The 13,565-nt window shown below is 60.1% G+C and carries 11 protein-coding genes; all 11 read left to right on the plus strand.

Annotation, left to right across the window (positions count from 1 at the left end; translation table 11 throughout):
- The first annotated feature begins 179 nt into the window (after positions 1-179).
- The 11 genes from dksA (at position 180) to pgi (ending at position 13,473) form a co-directional block, all read left to right on the plus strand.
- Positions 180-620 carry an RNA polymerase-binding protein DksA gene (gene dksA / locus KGB29_RS22500; RefSeq protein ID WP_150813457.1) on the plus strand — a complete coding sequence of 147 codons (441 nt, stop codon included), beginning with the start codon at positions 180-182 and terminating at the stop codon, positions 618-620.
- Positions 621-849: 229 nt separating this feature from the next.
- A complete protein-coding gene (gluQRS, locus tag KGB29_RS22505; protein ID WP_150813458.1) occupies positions 850-1,746 on the plus strand; it encodes a tRNA glutamyl-Q(34) synthetase GluQRS in 897 nt (298 codons plus the stop codon).
- Positions 1,747-1,823: 77 nt separating this feature from the next.
- On the plus strand, positions 1,824-2,000 hold the full coding sequence (locus tag KGB29_RS22510) for a hypothetical protein (RefSeq protein ID WP_003176118.1): 177 nt from the start codon (positions 1,824-1,826) through the stop codon (positions 1,998-2,000).
- Entirely contained in the window at positions 1,984-4,938 is a 2,955-nt protein-coding gene (locus KGB29_RS22515) for a sensor histidine kinase (RefSeq protein WP_167362842.1), read from the plus strand. The genes KGB29_RS22510 and KGB29_RS22515 overlap by 17 nt, the downstream gene beginning before the upstream one ends.
- Positions 4,939-4,960: 22 nt before the next feature.
- A complete protein-coding gene (locus KGB29_RS22520) occupies positions 4,961-6,394 on the plus strand; it encodes a sigma-54-dependent transcriptional regulator (protein ID WP_150813460.1) in 1,434 nt (477 codons plus the stop codon).
- A 704-nt stretch (positions 6,395-7,098) separates the two neighbouring features.
- Complete coding sequence (locus tag KGB29_RS22525; protein WP_056728631.1) at positions 7,099-8,499, plus strand: polynucleotide adenylyltransferase PcnB; 1,401 nt, start codon at positions 7,099-7,101, stop codon at positions 8,497-8,499.
- Between the two features lie 3 nt (positions 8,500-8,502).
- Positions 8,503-8,988, plus strand: coding sequence for a 2-amino-4-hydroxy-6-hydroxymethyldihydropteridine diphosphokinase (gene folK, locus KGB29_RS22530; protein ID WP_150813462.1), 486 nt, complete (start codon positions 8,503-8,505; stop codon positions 8,986-8,988).
- A 364-nt stretch (positions 8,989-9,352) separates the two neighbouring features.
- Positions 9,353-10,153, plus strand: coding sequence for a 3-methyl-2-oxobutanoate hydroxymethyltransferase (panB, locus tag KGB29_RS22535; RefSeq protein WP_057713273.1), 801 nt, complete (start codon positions 9,353-9,355; stop codon positions 10,151-10,153).
- The gene (panC, locus tag KGB29_RS22540; protein ID WP_150813463.1) at positions 10,150-11,010 is read left to right on the plus strand and encodes a pantoate--beta-alanine ligase; all 861 of its coding nucleotides are present in this window, start codon (positions 10,150-10,152) and stop codon (positions 11,008-11,010) included. Before panB ends, panC begins: the two co-directional genes overlap by 4 nt.
- Positions 11,011-11,204: 194 nt before the next feature.
- On the plus strand, positions 11,205-11,585 hold the full coding sequence (gene panD, locus KGB29_RS22545) for an aspartate 1-decarboxylase (protein WP_003228271.1): 381 nt from the start codon (positions 11,205-11,207) through the stop codon (positions 11,583-11,585).
- A gap of 223 nt (positions 11,586-11,808) precedes the next feature.
- The gene (gene pgi, locus KGB29_RS22550) at positions 11,809-13,473 is read left to right on the plus strand and encodes a glucose-6-phosphate isomerase (protein WP_150813464.1); all 1,665 of its coding nucleotides are present in this window, start codon (positions 11,809-11,811) and stop codon (positions 13,471-13,473) included.
- Positions 13,474-13,565 lie beyond the last annotated feature (92 nt).

Genomic DNA, 13,565 nt, shown 5'->3' on the forward strand with positions numbered 1-13,565 from the left:
CCACCAGACAACGGTTTGTCATCAATTGCAAGCACCCTGTGCCGCGAGCTCGACATCCGGGAGTAGCGCGGCCCGAGTTGATCTGGTAAGTTCGCCCGCTTGCAGCCGCAGGGCCGGCAGGTGTCGGTGATGGAGCAATCCTGCGCAGATGGATTACAAGAGTAGAGGCGGTCTATTTCATGTCCACCCAAGCAAAGCAGCAAAACCAGACGATCAGCGGCTTCGAGCCCTATATTCAGAAAACCGGCGAAGAGTACATGGGCGAGCCCATGCGCAAGCACTTCACCAAGGTCCTGAATCAGTGGAAGAAAGAGCTGATGGAAGGTGTCGACAAGACCGTGGACCACATGAAGGACGAAGCGGCCAACTTTCCTGATCCGGCAGACCGTGCCAGCCAGGAAGAGGAATTCGCCCTCGAACTGCGTGCCCGCGATCGTGAACGCAAGTTGATCAAGAAGATCGACAAGACCCTTCAGTTGATCGAAGACGAAGAGTACGGCTGGTGTGAATCCTGCGGCATCGAGATTGGTGTCAAGCGCCTCGAAGCACGCCCTACCGCCGACCTGTGCATCGACTGCAAGACCCTGGCGGAAATCAAGGAAAAGCAAGTCGGCAAATAATTGCGACTTGAACGAAGAACGGAGCGTGCGAACGCTCCGTTTTTGTTTCCAAAATTCGCTGATGCCCGTTGCGATTAAAATCGCCATCACTGTAGGAGCAAGCTTGCTCGCGATGAACCTGAGAACGCCGCGGGGTACCAGGCTCCCGGCGTTATCGTTGACGGCAATCGCGAGCAAGCTCGCTCCTACAGGAATCTGACGACAGCCTGGAATAAGTTGCCTTGCCCTGATGACCGCCACCACCTCCCCCACCTACATCGGGCGTTTCGCCCCGACGCCCAGCGGCCATCTGCACTTCGGGTCGCTGGTCGCCGCGCTGGCCTCCTACCTTGACGCGCGCTCGGTGGGCGGACGCTGGCTGATGCGTATGGAAGACCTTGATCCGCCCCGTGAAGTACCCGGCGCCCAGGCGGCCATACTCAAGGCACTGGAAAGCTATGGCTTCGAGTGGGATGGCGACCTGGTTCGCCAAAGCGAGCGGCACGATGCCTACGCCGAGGTGCTCAATCGCCTCTTCAATCAAGGCCTGGCCTACGCCTGCACCTGCTCGCGCAAACAGCTGGAGCCGTATCACGGGATTTATCCGGGCTTGTGCCGCAATGCCGGCCACGGCACCGACGATGCGGCCATCCGCCTGCGCGTACCGGAACTGGAATACCATTTCATTGACCGGGTGCAGGGCCAATACCGACAGCATCTGGGGCGGGAAGTCGGCGATTTCGTGATCCGCCGCCGTGACGGGCTCTACGCTTATCAATTGGCGGTGGTCCTGGACGACGCCTGGCAGGGCATCACCGATATCGTTCGCGGTGCCGACTTGCTGGACTCCACGCCCCGCCAGCTCTACCTGCAAGAACTGCTCGGCCTGCCTCAACCGCGTTATCTGCATATCCCGCTGATTACCCAGCCTGATGGCAACAAGCTCGGTAAATCCTACCGTTCGCCGCCGCTGACCGAGGATCAGGCAACGCCCCTGCTGCTGCGGGCGCTTCGGGCGCTGGGACAGAACCCGGGAACCGAACTGACGTACGCCACGCCACGGGAAGTGCTGAATTGGGGCGTTGCCCACTGGGATGCCTCGCTGATCCCGCGCACACTGAGCCTGCCCGAGGCACAGCTATTGTGATCGCACTTGCAGTGGCGCCCCCATCCGTTACCATCGCCGCACGTTTTCGGGCACGCGCATAAAAAAGAGAGGCCGGGATGTACATCTATCGCTTGGTCCTGCTTTTGGTAGTGGGGATTTACCTGTTTTCCCCGGCCATCATGGATTGGTGGATCGACGCCACTGGCGCCTGGTATCGCCCTTATCTGCTCTGGCTGATTCTGATCGTCGTGACCTTCATCCTGCAGAGCCAAAAAGATGCCGATGAGCTTTAGCCTGACCCAGATGATCCTGATCAGCGCCGCATACCTGGCGGTGCTGTTCGGTGTGGCCTGGATCAGCGAACGGGGCATGATTCCCCGGGCGATCATTCGCCACCCGCTGACCTACACCCTGTCACTGGGCGTCTACGCCAGTGCCTGGGCGTTTTACGGCACCGTGGGCCTGGCCTATCAATACGGCTACGGTTTTCTGTCCAGCTACCTGGGCGTTTCCGGGGCATTCCTGCTGGCGCCGGTGCTGCTCTACCCGATCCTGAAGATCACCCGCACCTATCAGCTGTCGTCGCTGGCGGACCTGTTTGCCTTCCGCTTTCGCAGTACCTGGGCCGGTGCGCTGACCACGATTTTCATGCTGGTCGGCGTACTGCCGCTGCTGGCCTTGCAAATTCAGGCGGTCGCCGACTCCATCAGCATCCTCACCCGAGAGCCGGTACAGCATCGCGTGGCCCTGAGCTTCTGCGCACTGATTACGCTGTTCACGATTTTCTTCGGCTCCCGTCACATCGCCACCCGCGAAAAGCATGAAGGCCTGGTATTCGCGATTGCCTTCGAGTCGGTGATCAAGCTGATCGCCCTCGGCGGTGTCGGGCTGTATGCGCTTTACGGCGTGTTCGACGGCCCGCAACAGCTTGAACTGTGGCTGCTGCAAAACCAGACCGCGCTCGCCGCCCTGCACACACCGTTGCAGGAAGGCCCGTGGCGTACGCTGCTGCTGGTGTTCTTCGCCTCGGCGATCGTGATGCCGCACATGTATCACATGACCTTTACCGAAAACCTCAACCCGCGTTCGCTGGTCAGTGCGAGCTGGGGCCTGCCGCTGTTCCTGTTGCTGATGAGCCTGGCGGTGCCGCTGATTCTCTGGGCCGGCCTGAAACTGGGCGCCACCACCAACCCGGAATACTTCACCCTGGGAATCGGCATCGCCGCCAACAGCAAGGCTTTGGCGTTGCTGGCCTATGTCGGCGGGCTGTCCGCCGCCAGTGGCCTGATCATCGTCACCACGCTGGCACTGTCCGGGATGGCCTTGAACCACCTGGTCCTGCCGCTGTATCAACCACCGGCCGAAGGCAACATCTACCGCTGGCTGAAGTGGACTCGCCGGGCGCTGATCGTCGCGATCATCATGGCCGGCTACGGCTTCTACCTGATGCTCGGAGCCGAGCAGGACCTGGCCAACCTCGGCATTGTCGCTTTCGTCGCCACGTTGCAGTTCCTGCCGGGCGTGCTCTCGGTCCTGTATTGGCCGACCGCCAACCGTCGCGGCTTCATCGCCGGCTTGCTGGCGGGGATCCTGGTGTGGCTGGTGACCATGCTGTTACCGCTGGTTGGCAACCTGCAAGGCTTCTACATTCCACTGCTGAACATGATCTACGTGCTGGACGACACCAGCTGGCACATGGCGGCGATTGCCTCGCTGGCGGCCAACGTGCTGATGTTCACGCTGATCTCGCTGTTCACCAACGCCAGCACCGAAGAGGCCAGCGCTGCCGAAGCCTGCGCTGTGGATAACGTTCGCCGCCCGCAACGCCGGGAACTGCACGCCGCCTCGCCCCAGGAGTTCGCCACGCAACTGGCCAAGCCACTGGGTGCAAAAGCGGCGCAGAAAGAAGTGGAACAGGCACTGCGCGACCTCTATCTGCCTTTCGACGAGCGCCGCCCCTATGCCCTGCGTCGCTTGCGTGACCGCATCGAAGCCAATCTCTCCGGCCTGATGGGCCCGAGCGTGGCCCAGGACATGGTCGAAACGTTCCTGCCGTACAAGGCTGGCGGCGAAAACTACGTCACCGAAGACATTCACTTCATCGAAAGCCGCCTCGAGGATTACCACTCGCGCCTGACCGGCCTGGCCGCCGAGCTCGATGCCCTGCGCCGCTATCACCGCCAGACCCTTCAGGAATTGCCGATGGGCGTTTGCTCACTGGCCAAGGATCAGGAGATCCTCATGTGGAACAAGGCCATGGAGGAACTCACCGGCATCGCCGCGCAGCGCGTGGTCGGTTCGCGCCTGAGTACCATTGCCGACCCATGGAAAGACCTGCTGCAAGGCTTCATCAATCTGCCGGACGAGCACTTGCACAAACAGCACCTGGCCCTCGACGGCCAGACACGCTGGTTGAACCTGCACAAAGCGGCGATCGACGAACCCCTCGCGCCAGGCAACAGTGGCCTGGTGTTGCTGGTGGAAGACTTGACCGAAACCCAGATGCTCGAGGACAAACTGGTGCACTCCGAGCGCCTGGCCAGCATCGGTCGACTGGCGGCCGGCGTGGCCCATGAAATCGGCAACCCGATCACCGGTATCGCGTGCCTGGCGCAAAACCTGCGCGAAGAACGTGAAGAAGACGGCGAGCTGAAGGAAATCAGCGGCCAGATCCTCGAGCAGACCAAACGCGTGTCGCGCATCGTCCAGTCGTTGATGAGCTTTGCCCATGCCGGCAGCCATCAGCACAACGACGAGCCCGTCTGTCTGGCCGAAGTGGCTCAGGATGCCATCGGCCTGCTGGCCCTGAACCGACGCAATTTCGAAGTGCAGTTCTACAACCTGTGCGACCCCGAACACTGGGTCGAAGGCGACCCGCAACGGTTGGCCCAGGTATTGATCAACCTGCTTTCAAACGCCCGTGACGCCTCGCCTCCCGGCAGCGCGGTACGGGTCAAGAGCGAAGCCGGCGAACACACGGTCGATCTGATCGTGGAGGACGAAGGCAGCGGTATTCCGTCGAGCATCATGGACCGATTGTTCGAACCTTTCTTCACCACCAAGGACCCTGGCGAAGGCACCGGTCTGGGCCTTGCACTGGTCTATTCCATCGTTGAAGAGCATTATGGACAAATCACCATCGACAGCCCGGCTGATGTTCAAAGCCAACGCGGTACCCGAATCAGGGTTACCTTGCCGCGTCATGTCGAAGCGACGTCCGCTGTGAACTGAGACCGTCGAGAGTATCGAATCAATGCCGCACATTTTGATCGTCGAAGACGAAACCATTATCCGCTCCGCCTTGCGCCGCCTGCTGGAACGTAACCAGTACCAGGTCAGCGAAGCCGGATCAGTGCAGGAAGCACAAGAACGCTTCACCATTCCCTCGTTCGACCTGATCATCAGTGACCTGCGCCTGCCGGGCGCGCCTGGCACGGAGTTGATCAAGCTCGCCCAGGGCACGCCGGTGCTGATCATGACCAGCTATGCCAGCCTGCGCTCGGCGGTCGACTCGATGAAAATGGGCGCGGTGGACTACATTGCCAAGCCATTCGACCATGACGAAATGCTGCAAGCGGCCGCACGAATCCTGCGTGACCGACAAACGGTACAAGCCGGCGGTGAAGCGGTTGCCGGTAAGGCCGCCAACGGTGCGGCGAAATCCGGTACCGACAACAGCAACGGTGAGATCGGCATTATCGGCTCGTGCCCACCGATGCAGGACCTGTACGTCAAGATCCGCAAAGTGGCACCGACCGACTCCAACGTTCTGATCCAGGGCGAATCGGGTACCGGTAAGGAACTGGTGGCGCGCGCCCTGCACAACCTGTCCAAACGTGCCAAGGCGCCGATGATTTCGGTGAACTGCGCAGCCATTCCGGAAAGCCTGATCGAGTCCGAGCTGTTCGGCCACGAAAAAGGCGCATTCACCGGCGCCAGCGCCGGGCGCGCCGGCCTGGTGGAAGCGGCGGACGGCGGCACCTTGTTCCTCGACGAAATCGGCGAACTGCCACTGGAAGCCCAGGCTCGCCTGCTGCGCGTATTGCAGGAAGGCGAGATTCGTCGCGTGGGCTCGGTGCAGTCGCAAAAAGTCGATGTGCGCCTGATCGCCGCGACTCACCGCGACCTCAAGAGCCTGGCGAAGATCGGCCAGTTCCGTGAGGACTTGTATTACCGCCTCCACGTTATCGCGCTGAAGCTGCCAGCCCTGCGCGAACGCGGTGCGGACGTCAACGAAATCGCCAATGCGTTCCTGGCGCGGCAAAGTGCGCGGATCAACCGCACCGACCTGAAATTCGCCGCGGATGCCGAGCAAGCCATTCGTCACTACTCCTGGCCGGGCAACGTTCGTGAACTGGAAAACGCCGTCGAGCGCGCCGTTATCCTGTGCGAAAGCCCGGAAATCTCCGCCGAGCTGCTGGGTATCGACATCGAACTGGGCGACCTGGAAGACGACGAATTCATTGGCCTGGCGCCACAACAGGGCAACGCCAGTAACAGCAACCACGAACCAACCGAAGATCTCTCCCTGGAAGACTACTTCCAGCATTTCGTCCTCGAACATCAGGACCACATGACCGAAACCGAGCTGGCCCGCAAGCTCGGGGTCAGCCGAAAATGCCTGTGGGAGCGCCGTCAGCGCCTGGGCATCCCACGTCGCAAGACCGGGGTGACCAGCGAAAGCTGAACCGTACCTGTCTCATGTGCGGGTAACACATGACTTTGTGAAAAACTGTTACCTCAGTTTTTTCACGTAACAGAAGCCGGGGCTTACGGTAACGAAGCCCCGGCTTTTTTTGGCCCTCGAAATGTCTGCCGACCGGCCTAACCCCTTGTTTTATTGGGTTTCGCAAAAGTTGGCACGCACCCTGCTATATGTTTGGTACAAGAACAATAACAAGCAATGCACAAGACAATAAAAATAAGACGAATCGACTCACGCACAATAAAAACAAGACGGCGAGAGGCGCAGCTAACTGATTCTTTTGGAGAGGCGTTGTATTTGGGGCTTGCCCCACGACCAGGCCGAGAACAACAAAAAACTGTCTTAAGACAGAGCCTGTACTGGTTGGATCGAAAGATCACTGCAATTCAGCGACCAAAGCAATCCGTTTGCTCTTGGCTCCCGATTGGGAGGGTCATGAAGGAAAGCTTCATGGCGAGGGCACTCAACAAAAACAAGAAGCCCGAAACCAAAAATAAAAATAGAGCATGCAACTACTTCTTGGGGAGCTTCGGCTCCCCTTGTGGTTTCTGCGATCCCCCCATACCCGCTCCTACATCTCATATCTGCTGTCTCCTACACCATCCCCCGACTAAATGCTAGAATCCCCGCCCATCATGCGGTCATTCTTCTGTTATGGCCGAATATTCCTTCAAACAGTGCATCCCATGCTGAAGAAGCTGTTCCAGTCATTCCGTTCTCCCAAGCGTCCTACGCAACACATTCGCAGCACGCCTGAAGTGCTCAACAGCGGCCAACACTCGCTGCAGAAGGCGCAATTCAGCCGTTACGCGGTGAATATCGTTGAACGCCTGCAGAACGCCGGTTATCAGGCTTATCTGGTTGGCGGTTGCGTGCGCGACATGCTGCTGGGTATCACCCCGAAAGATTTCGACGTTGCCACCAGCGCCACACCCGAGCAGGTACGGGCCGAATTCCGTAACGCGCGAATCATCGGGCGCCGGTTCAAACTGGTGCACATCCACTTCGGCCGCGAAATCATCGAAGTCGCGACCTTCCGCGCCAATCACCCGCAAAACGAAGACGAGGAAGACAGCAACCAGTCTTCGCGCAACGAAAGCGGGCGCATCTTGCGCGATAACGTTTACGGCACCCTGGAAGAGGACGCGCAACGTCGCGACTTCACCATCAATGCCTTGTATTACGATCCGGTCAGCGAACGCATCCTCGACTACGCCAACGGCGTACACGACATCCGCAATCACCTGATCCGCCTGATCGGCGATCCGACGCAACGCTACCAGGAAGACCCGGTAAGGATGCTGCGGGCCGTGCGTTTCGCCGCCAAGCTGAACTTCGGCATCGAAAAACACAGCGCCCTGCCGATCCGCGGCCTGGCGCCGATGCTGCGCGAGATCCCGTCGGCTCGTCTGTTCGAAGAGGTGCTCAAGCTGTTCCTCTCCGGCCATGCCGCCGACACGTTTGAAATGCTGGTCGACCTGCAGTTGTTCGATCCACTGTTCCCGGCCAGCGCCGAAGCACTGGAATACAACCCGACGTACACCCACACCCTGATCAGCGAAGCCCTGATCAATACCGACCTGCGGATCAAGCAGAACAAACCGGTGACCCCGGCGTTCCTGTTTGCAGCCCTGCTCTGGCCTGCCCTGCCGGCCCGCGTCCTGCGCCTGCAGGAGCGTGGCATGCCGCCGATTCCGGCGATGCAGGAAGCGGCGCACGAACTCATTGCCGAGCAGTGCCAGCGCATTGCGATTCCGAAACGCTTCACCATGCCGATCCGCGAAATCTGGGACATGCAGGAACGCCTGCCCCGCCGCAGCGGCAAGCGTGCCGATCTGTTGCTGGACAATCCGCGCTTCCGCGCCGGCTACGACTTCCTGCTGCTACGTGAAAGCGCCGGCGAGCAGACCGATGGCCTGGGCGAATGGTGGACGGACTATCAGGACGCCAACGAAAGCGAGCGTCGCGACATGATTCGCGACCTCAGCGGCAAGGACGAAGGCACCGGCGCCCCGCGCAAGCGTCGCCGCAGCGGTGGTTCCAAGCGCAAACGCGCTGCCGGCGCTTCGAGCACCACGGGCGAGTAATCCATGGAACGCATCTACATCGGCATGGGCAGCAATCTGGCTGACCCCGCCGAACAATTGCGCAGTGCCGTCGAAGCGCTGGCGCAGTTGCCGCAATCGGAGTTGGTCGGGGTTTCTGCGTTTTACCAAAGTGACTCGCTTCTGCCCGGCCAACCGCGTTACACCAATGCAGTCGCCGCTCTCGACAGCACACTGGCGCCGCTGGATCTTCTGGATGCCTTGCAGGCCATCGAAAACGGCCAGGGTCGCGAGCGTCTTGAGCGTTGGGGACCGCGCACGCTGGACCTCGACATCCTGCTGTTCGGTGATCGCCTGATCGACGAACCGCGCCTCAAGGTTCCCCATTACCACATGCAGGAACGGGCCTTCGTGTTGTACCCGCTGGCGGAACTGGCACCTGCGGATCTGCACTTGGCCGATGGCCGGAACTTGGCCGAACTGCTCAAGGCATGCCCGTTCGTCGGCCTGGAACGCCTCCTCCCGACATGACACAAATACCCTGTGGGAGCGGGCTTGCTCGCGAAAGCGGTGTATCAATCAACATTAATGTTGAATCTGATGCCCCCTTCGCGAGCAAGCCCGCTCCCACATTGGTTTTGTGTCGCGCACAAGATCTGCTGCTGAATCGCATCAGTTACCCCGGTAACACCCCACCCGTAACAATGCGGTAACACACGCAATTGACTTCCCTCGTTCTCCTCACGACTATAGGCGTCCCGCTGCCGCCTACACGGCGTTCAAGGGCGCAATCCAGGCCTTAAAAGCACGACGAAAGAGCGTGCGCCTGTATTCAACGAAGAATCACGCGCGTTACTCGCAGTAGTTTCCACAGCGCCTGAATGAGGAACTTTTCATGCCAGCCATCACCCTGACCACCCTGCAAGGTCTGAAGCAAAAAGGTGAAAAAATCACCATGCTGACCTGCTACGACGCGACCTTCGCCCACGCCTGCAATCAGGCCGGCGTCGAAGTGCTGTTGGTGGGCGACTCCCTCGGCATGGTTCTGCAGGGCCACGACAGCACCTTGCCTGTCACCACTTCGGAAATGGCTTACCACGTGGCCGCCGTCAAACGCGGTAACAGCGATGCCCTGATCCTCGCCGACCTGCCTTTCATGGCCTACGCCACCACCGAGCAAGCCATGACCAACAGCGCCCTGTTGATGCAGGCCGGTGCGCACATGGTCAAGGTCGAAGGAGCGTTGTGGCTGGCCGACTCGATCCGCCTGCTGGCCGAGCGCGGCATCCCTGTCTGCGCGCACATGGGCCTGACGCCACAGTCGGTGAACATCCTTGGCGGCTACAAGGTCCAGGGTCGCAATGAAAACCAGGCGCGTCAGATGCGCGCCGACGCGATCGCCCTGGAGCAGGCTGGCGCGGCAATGCTGCTGCTCGAGTGCGTCCCGAGCGAACTGGCGGAAGAAATCACCCAGGCGGTGAAGATTCCGGTGATCGGTATTGGCGCCGGCAATCGCACCGACGGCCAGGTGCTGGTTCTGCACGACATGCTGGGCCTGTCCATTACCGGTCGCGTGCCGAAATTCGTGAAAAACTTCATGACTGGCCAGACCAGCATTGACGCTGCATTGAATGCCTACGTGACTGAAGTCAAGGCGGCAACTTTCCCTGGGATCGAACACGGATTCTCTGCATGAACACCGTAAAAACCGTACGCGAACTGCGGGCCGCCGTGGCCCGAGCCCGTGGCGAAGGCAAACGCATCGCCTTTGTGCCAACCATGGGCAACCTGCACAGTGGCCACGTGGCACTGGTGACCAAAGCCTCCCAACGGGCGGACTTCGTGGTGGCGAGCGTTTTCGTCAACCCGCTGCAATTCGGTGCTGGCGAAGACCTCGACAAGTACCCGCGCACCCTCGCCGCCGACCAGGAAAAACTGCTCCAGGCCGGTTGCCATTTGCTGTTTGCCCCCACCGTTGACGAAATGTATCCCGACGGCATGGCCGGCCAGACCCGCGTCAGTGTCCCGCAATTGTCCGAAGGTCTGTGCGGCGCCAGCCGTCCGGGGCATTTCGAAGGCGTGGCGACTGTGGTCAGCAAGCTGTTCAACATGGTCCAGCCAGACCTGGCGATTTTCGGCGAGAAAGACTTCCAGCAACTGGCGGTGATTCGCGCGCTGGTTCATGACCTGAACATGCCGATCCAGATCATCGGTGAGCCCACTGTTCGCGCAACCGATGGCCTGGCGCTGTCGTCGCGCAACGGCTTCCTCAGTGAAGAGCAACGCGCTGTGGCACCGGTGGTTTATCGCACGCTGAATGCGATCGGCGAAGCGATCAAGCAGGGCGAACGCGACTACCCGGCGCTGATCGGCACCCAGATCAAACAGCTCGAAGCAGCCGGCCTGCGTCCTGACTATCTGGAAATCCGCCATGCCCTGACCTTGCGCCCGGCGACGGCGCAGGATCGTGACCTGGTGATTCTGGTGGCGGCGTTCCTCGGTACGACGCGGTTGATCGACAACCTGCACCTGAACCTCGACGCGCCAATCTAAACACTGCAATACCCTGTGGGAGCGGGCTTGCTCGCGAATACGGTCTGTCAGCTGACACATACCTCGACTGACGCAACGCCTTCGCGAGCAAGCCCGCTCCCACATTCGATCTGCGGCAGTTTCCACACCTTATTGCTGCCTCTCAAGCCATCGGGCAAACTGCTCGCCGTTCGATTCCGACCTGGGAAATACTCATGCACGCCATCATGCTCAAAGCCAAGCTGCATCGCGCCGAAGTCACCCACGCTGTACTCGATTACGAAGGCTCCTGCGCCATCGACGGTGAATGGCTGGACCTGTCCGGCATTCGTGAGTACGAGCAGATCCAGATCTACAACGTCGACAACGGCGAGCGCTTCACCACCTACGCCATCCGTGGCGAAGAAGGTTCGCGCATGATCTCGGTCAACGGCGCCGCTGCCCACAAAGCCAAGGTCGGTGATCGCGTGATCATCTGCGCTTACGCTCATTACAGCGAAGCTGAACTGCTCAACTTCAAGCCACGCATGCTCTACATGGCACCGGGCAATGAACTGAGTCACACCAGCAATGCCATTCCGGTCCAGGTTGCCTGATACGAGTCTTGCCTCTTCCGTTTGTCGGACCTTTCCTAACTTCGATGTTAAAAAGTACCGGAAACAGGTCAGACAAAGTCAAGACAGATCATTGCGCGGGGTTTACTGTAGTCGCCCTGCGCCATGAAATCGTGTCGACGCAGTTGACCGGAACGCCCACCCACAGCGCTCCGGGATTTTTAGTGTTCAAAAGGCCGTTCAAGTAATAAGGAAACCCGCAGCGATGGCGTATTACCGCACTCCTCACGACGTTACCGCTCTGCCCGCCTGGCAAGCGTTGAATGACCACCGCCAAGCCATGCAGGATTTCAGCATGCGCGAAGCCTTCAATGCCGATCCGCAGCGCTTTACTCAATTCACCCTCAGCAGCTGCGGCCTGTTTCTCGACTACTCGAAAAACCTGATCAACGCCGAGACCCGCAATCTGCTCGTGGGCCTGGCCAACGAAGTCGACCTCAAGGGCGCGATCAAGTCGCTGTTCGATGGCGAAATCGTCAACTCTTCCGAAGGTCGTCCGGCCCTGCACACGGCACTGCGCCGCCCGGTTGGCGACAAGCTGTCGGTCAATGGCGTCAACGTGATGCCGGAAGTGCACAAGGTACTGAACCAGATCACCGACCTCGTCGGCCGTATCCACGACGGTCTGTGGCGCGGTTACACCGAGAAGCCGATCACTGACGTGGTGAACATCGGCATCGGCGGCTCCTTCCTCGGCCCGGAACTGGTATCCGAAGCCTTGCTGTCCTATGCCCAGAAAGGCGTGCGTTGCCATTACCTGGCAAACATCGACGGCAGCGAGTTCCACGAACTGACCATGAAGCTTCGCGCCGAGACCACGCTGTTCATCGTCTCGTCGAAATCCTTCAACACCCTCGAAACCCTGAAGAACGCCCAGGCTGCCCGTGCCTGGTATCTGGCCCAGGGTGGTTCGGAAGCCGAGCTGTATCGCCACTTCATCGCGGTATCGAGCAACAACGCCGCCGCGGTAGCGTTCGGCATCCGCGAAGAGAACATCTTCCCGATGTGGGACTGGGTTGGCGGGCGTTACTCGCTGTGGTCGGCCATTGGTCTACCGATTGCCCTGGCCATCGGCATGTCCAACTTCAAGGAGCTGCTGTCCGGTGCCTACACCATGGACCAGCACTTCCTGACCGCGCCGTTCGAACAGAACATGCCAGTGCTGCTGGCCTTGCTCGGCGTGTGGTACGGCAACTTCTGGGGCGCGCAGAGCCACGCGATCCTGCCGTACGATCACTACCTGCGTAACATCACCAAGCACTTGCAACAGCTGGACATGGAATCCAACGGCAAGAGCGTGCGCCAGGACGGCAAGCCCGTGTCCACAGACACCGGGCCGGTAATCTGGGGCGGCGTCGGCTGCAACGGTCAGCACGCCTACCACCAGTTGCTGCACCAGGGCACCCAATTGATCCCGGCCGATTTCATCGTGCCGATCGTCAGCTTCAACCCAGTGTCCGACCACCACCAGTGGCTGTACGCCAACTGCCTGTCCCAGAGCCAGGCGCTGATGCTCGGCAAGACCCTTGCCGAGGCCGAAACCGAACTGCGTGACAAAGGCATGAGCGAAGCCGAAGTGCAAAAGCTTGCACCGCACAAAGTCATCCCGGGCAACCGTCCGAGCAACACCCTGGTGGTCGAGCGCATCAGCCCGCGTCGCCTCGGCGCTCTGGTGGCGATGTACGAACACAAAGTCTTCGTGCAAAGCGTGATCTGGGGCATCAACGCCTTCGACCAGTGGGGCGTGGAACTGGGCAAGGAGCTGGGCAAAGGCGTCTACAACCGCCTGGTCGGCAGCGAAGAAACCCCGGCCGAGGACGCCTCGACCCAAGGGCTGATCAATTACTTCCGTGGTCGTCACCGCGGATAAACTGAACAAACCTGCTACCCCCTGTGGGAGCGGGCTTGCTCGCGAAAGCGGTCTGACATTCAACGATGATGGTGAATGTCAGACCGCTTTCG

The sequence above is a fragment of the Pseudomonas sp. BF-B-30 genome (assembly GCF_019956305.1).
Lineage (GTDB): Bacteria > Pseudomonadota > Gammaproteobacteria > Pseudomonadales > Pseudomonadaceae > Aquipseudomonas > Aquipseudomonas jessenii.

Coding starts and splice junctions, on each gene's coding strand:
- KGB29_RS22525 (WP_056728631.1), top strand. CDS start 7,099: ATGCTGAAGAAGCTGTTCCAGTCATTCCGTTCTCCCAAGCGTCCTACG.
- panD (WP_003228271.1), top strand. CDS start 11,205: ATGCACGCCATCATGCTCAAAGCCAAGCTGCATCGCGCCGAAGTCACC.
- KGB29_RS22520 (WP_150813460.1), top strand. CDS start 4,961: ATGCCGCACATTTTGATCGTCGAAGACGAAACCATTATCCGCTCCGCC.
- KGB29_RS22515 (WP_167362842.1), top strand. CDS start 1,984: ATGCCGATGAGCTTTAGCCTGACCCAGATGATCCTGATCAGCGCCGCA.
- dksA (WP_150813457.1), top strand. CDS start 180: ATGTCCACCCAAGCAAAGCAGCAAAACCAGACGATCAGCGGCTTCGAG.
- folK (WP_150813462.1), top strand. CDS start 8,503: ATGGAACGCATCTACATCGGCATGGGCAGCAATCTGGCTGACCCCGCC.
- panB (WP_057713273.1), top strand. CDS start 9,353: ATGCCAGCCATCACCCTGACCACCCTGCAAGGTCTGAAGCAAAAAGGT.
- KGB29_RS22510 (WP_003176118.1), top strand. CDS start 1,824: ATGTACATCTATCGCTTGGTCCTGCTTTTGGTAGTGGGGATTTACCTG.
- pgi (WP_150813464.1), top strand. CDS start 11,809: ATGGCGTATTACCGCACTCCTCACGACGTTACCGCTCTGCCCGCCTGG.
- gluQRS (WP_150813458.1), top strand. CDS start 850: ATGACCGCCACCACCTCCCCCACCTACATCGGGCGTTTCGCCCCGACG.
- panC (WP_150813463.1), top strand. CDS start 10,150: ATGAACACCGTAAAAACCGTACGCGAACTGCGGGCCGCCGTGGCCCGA.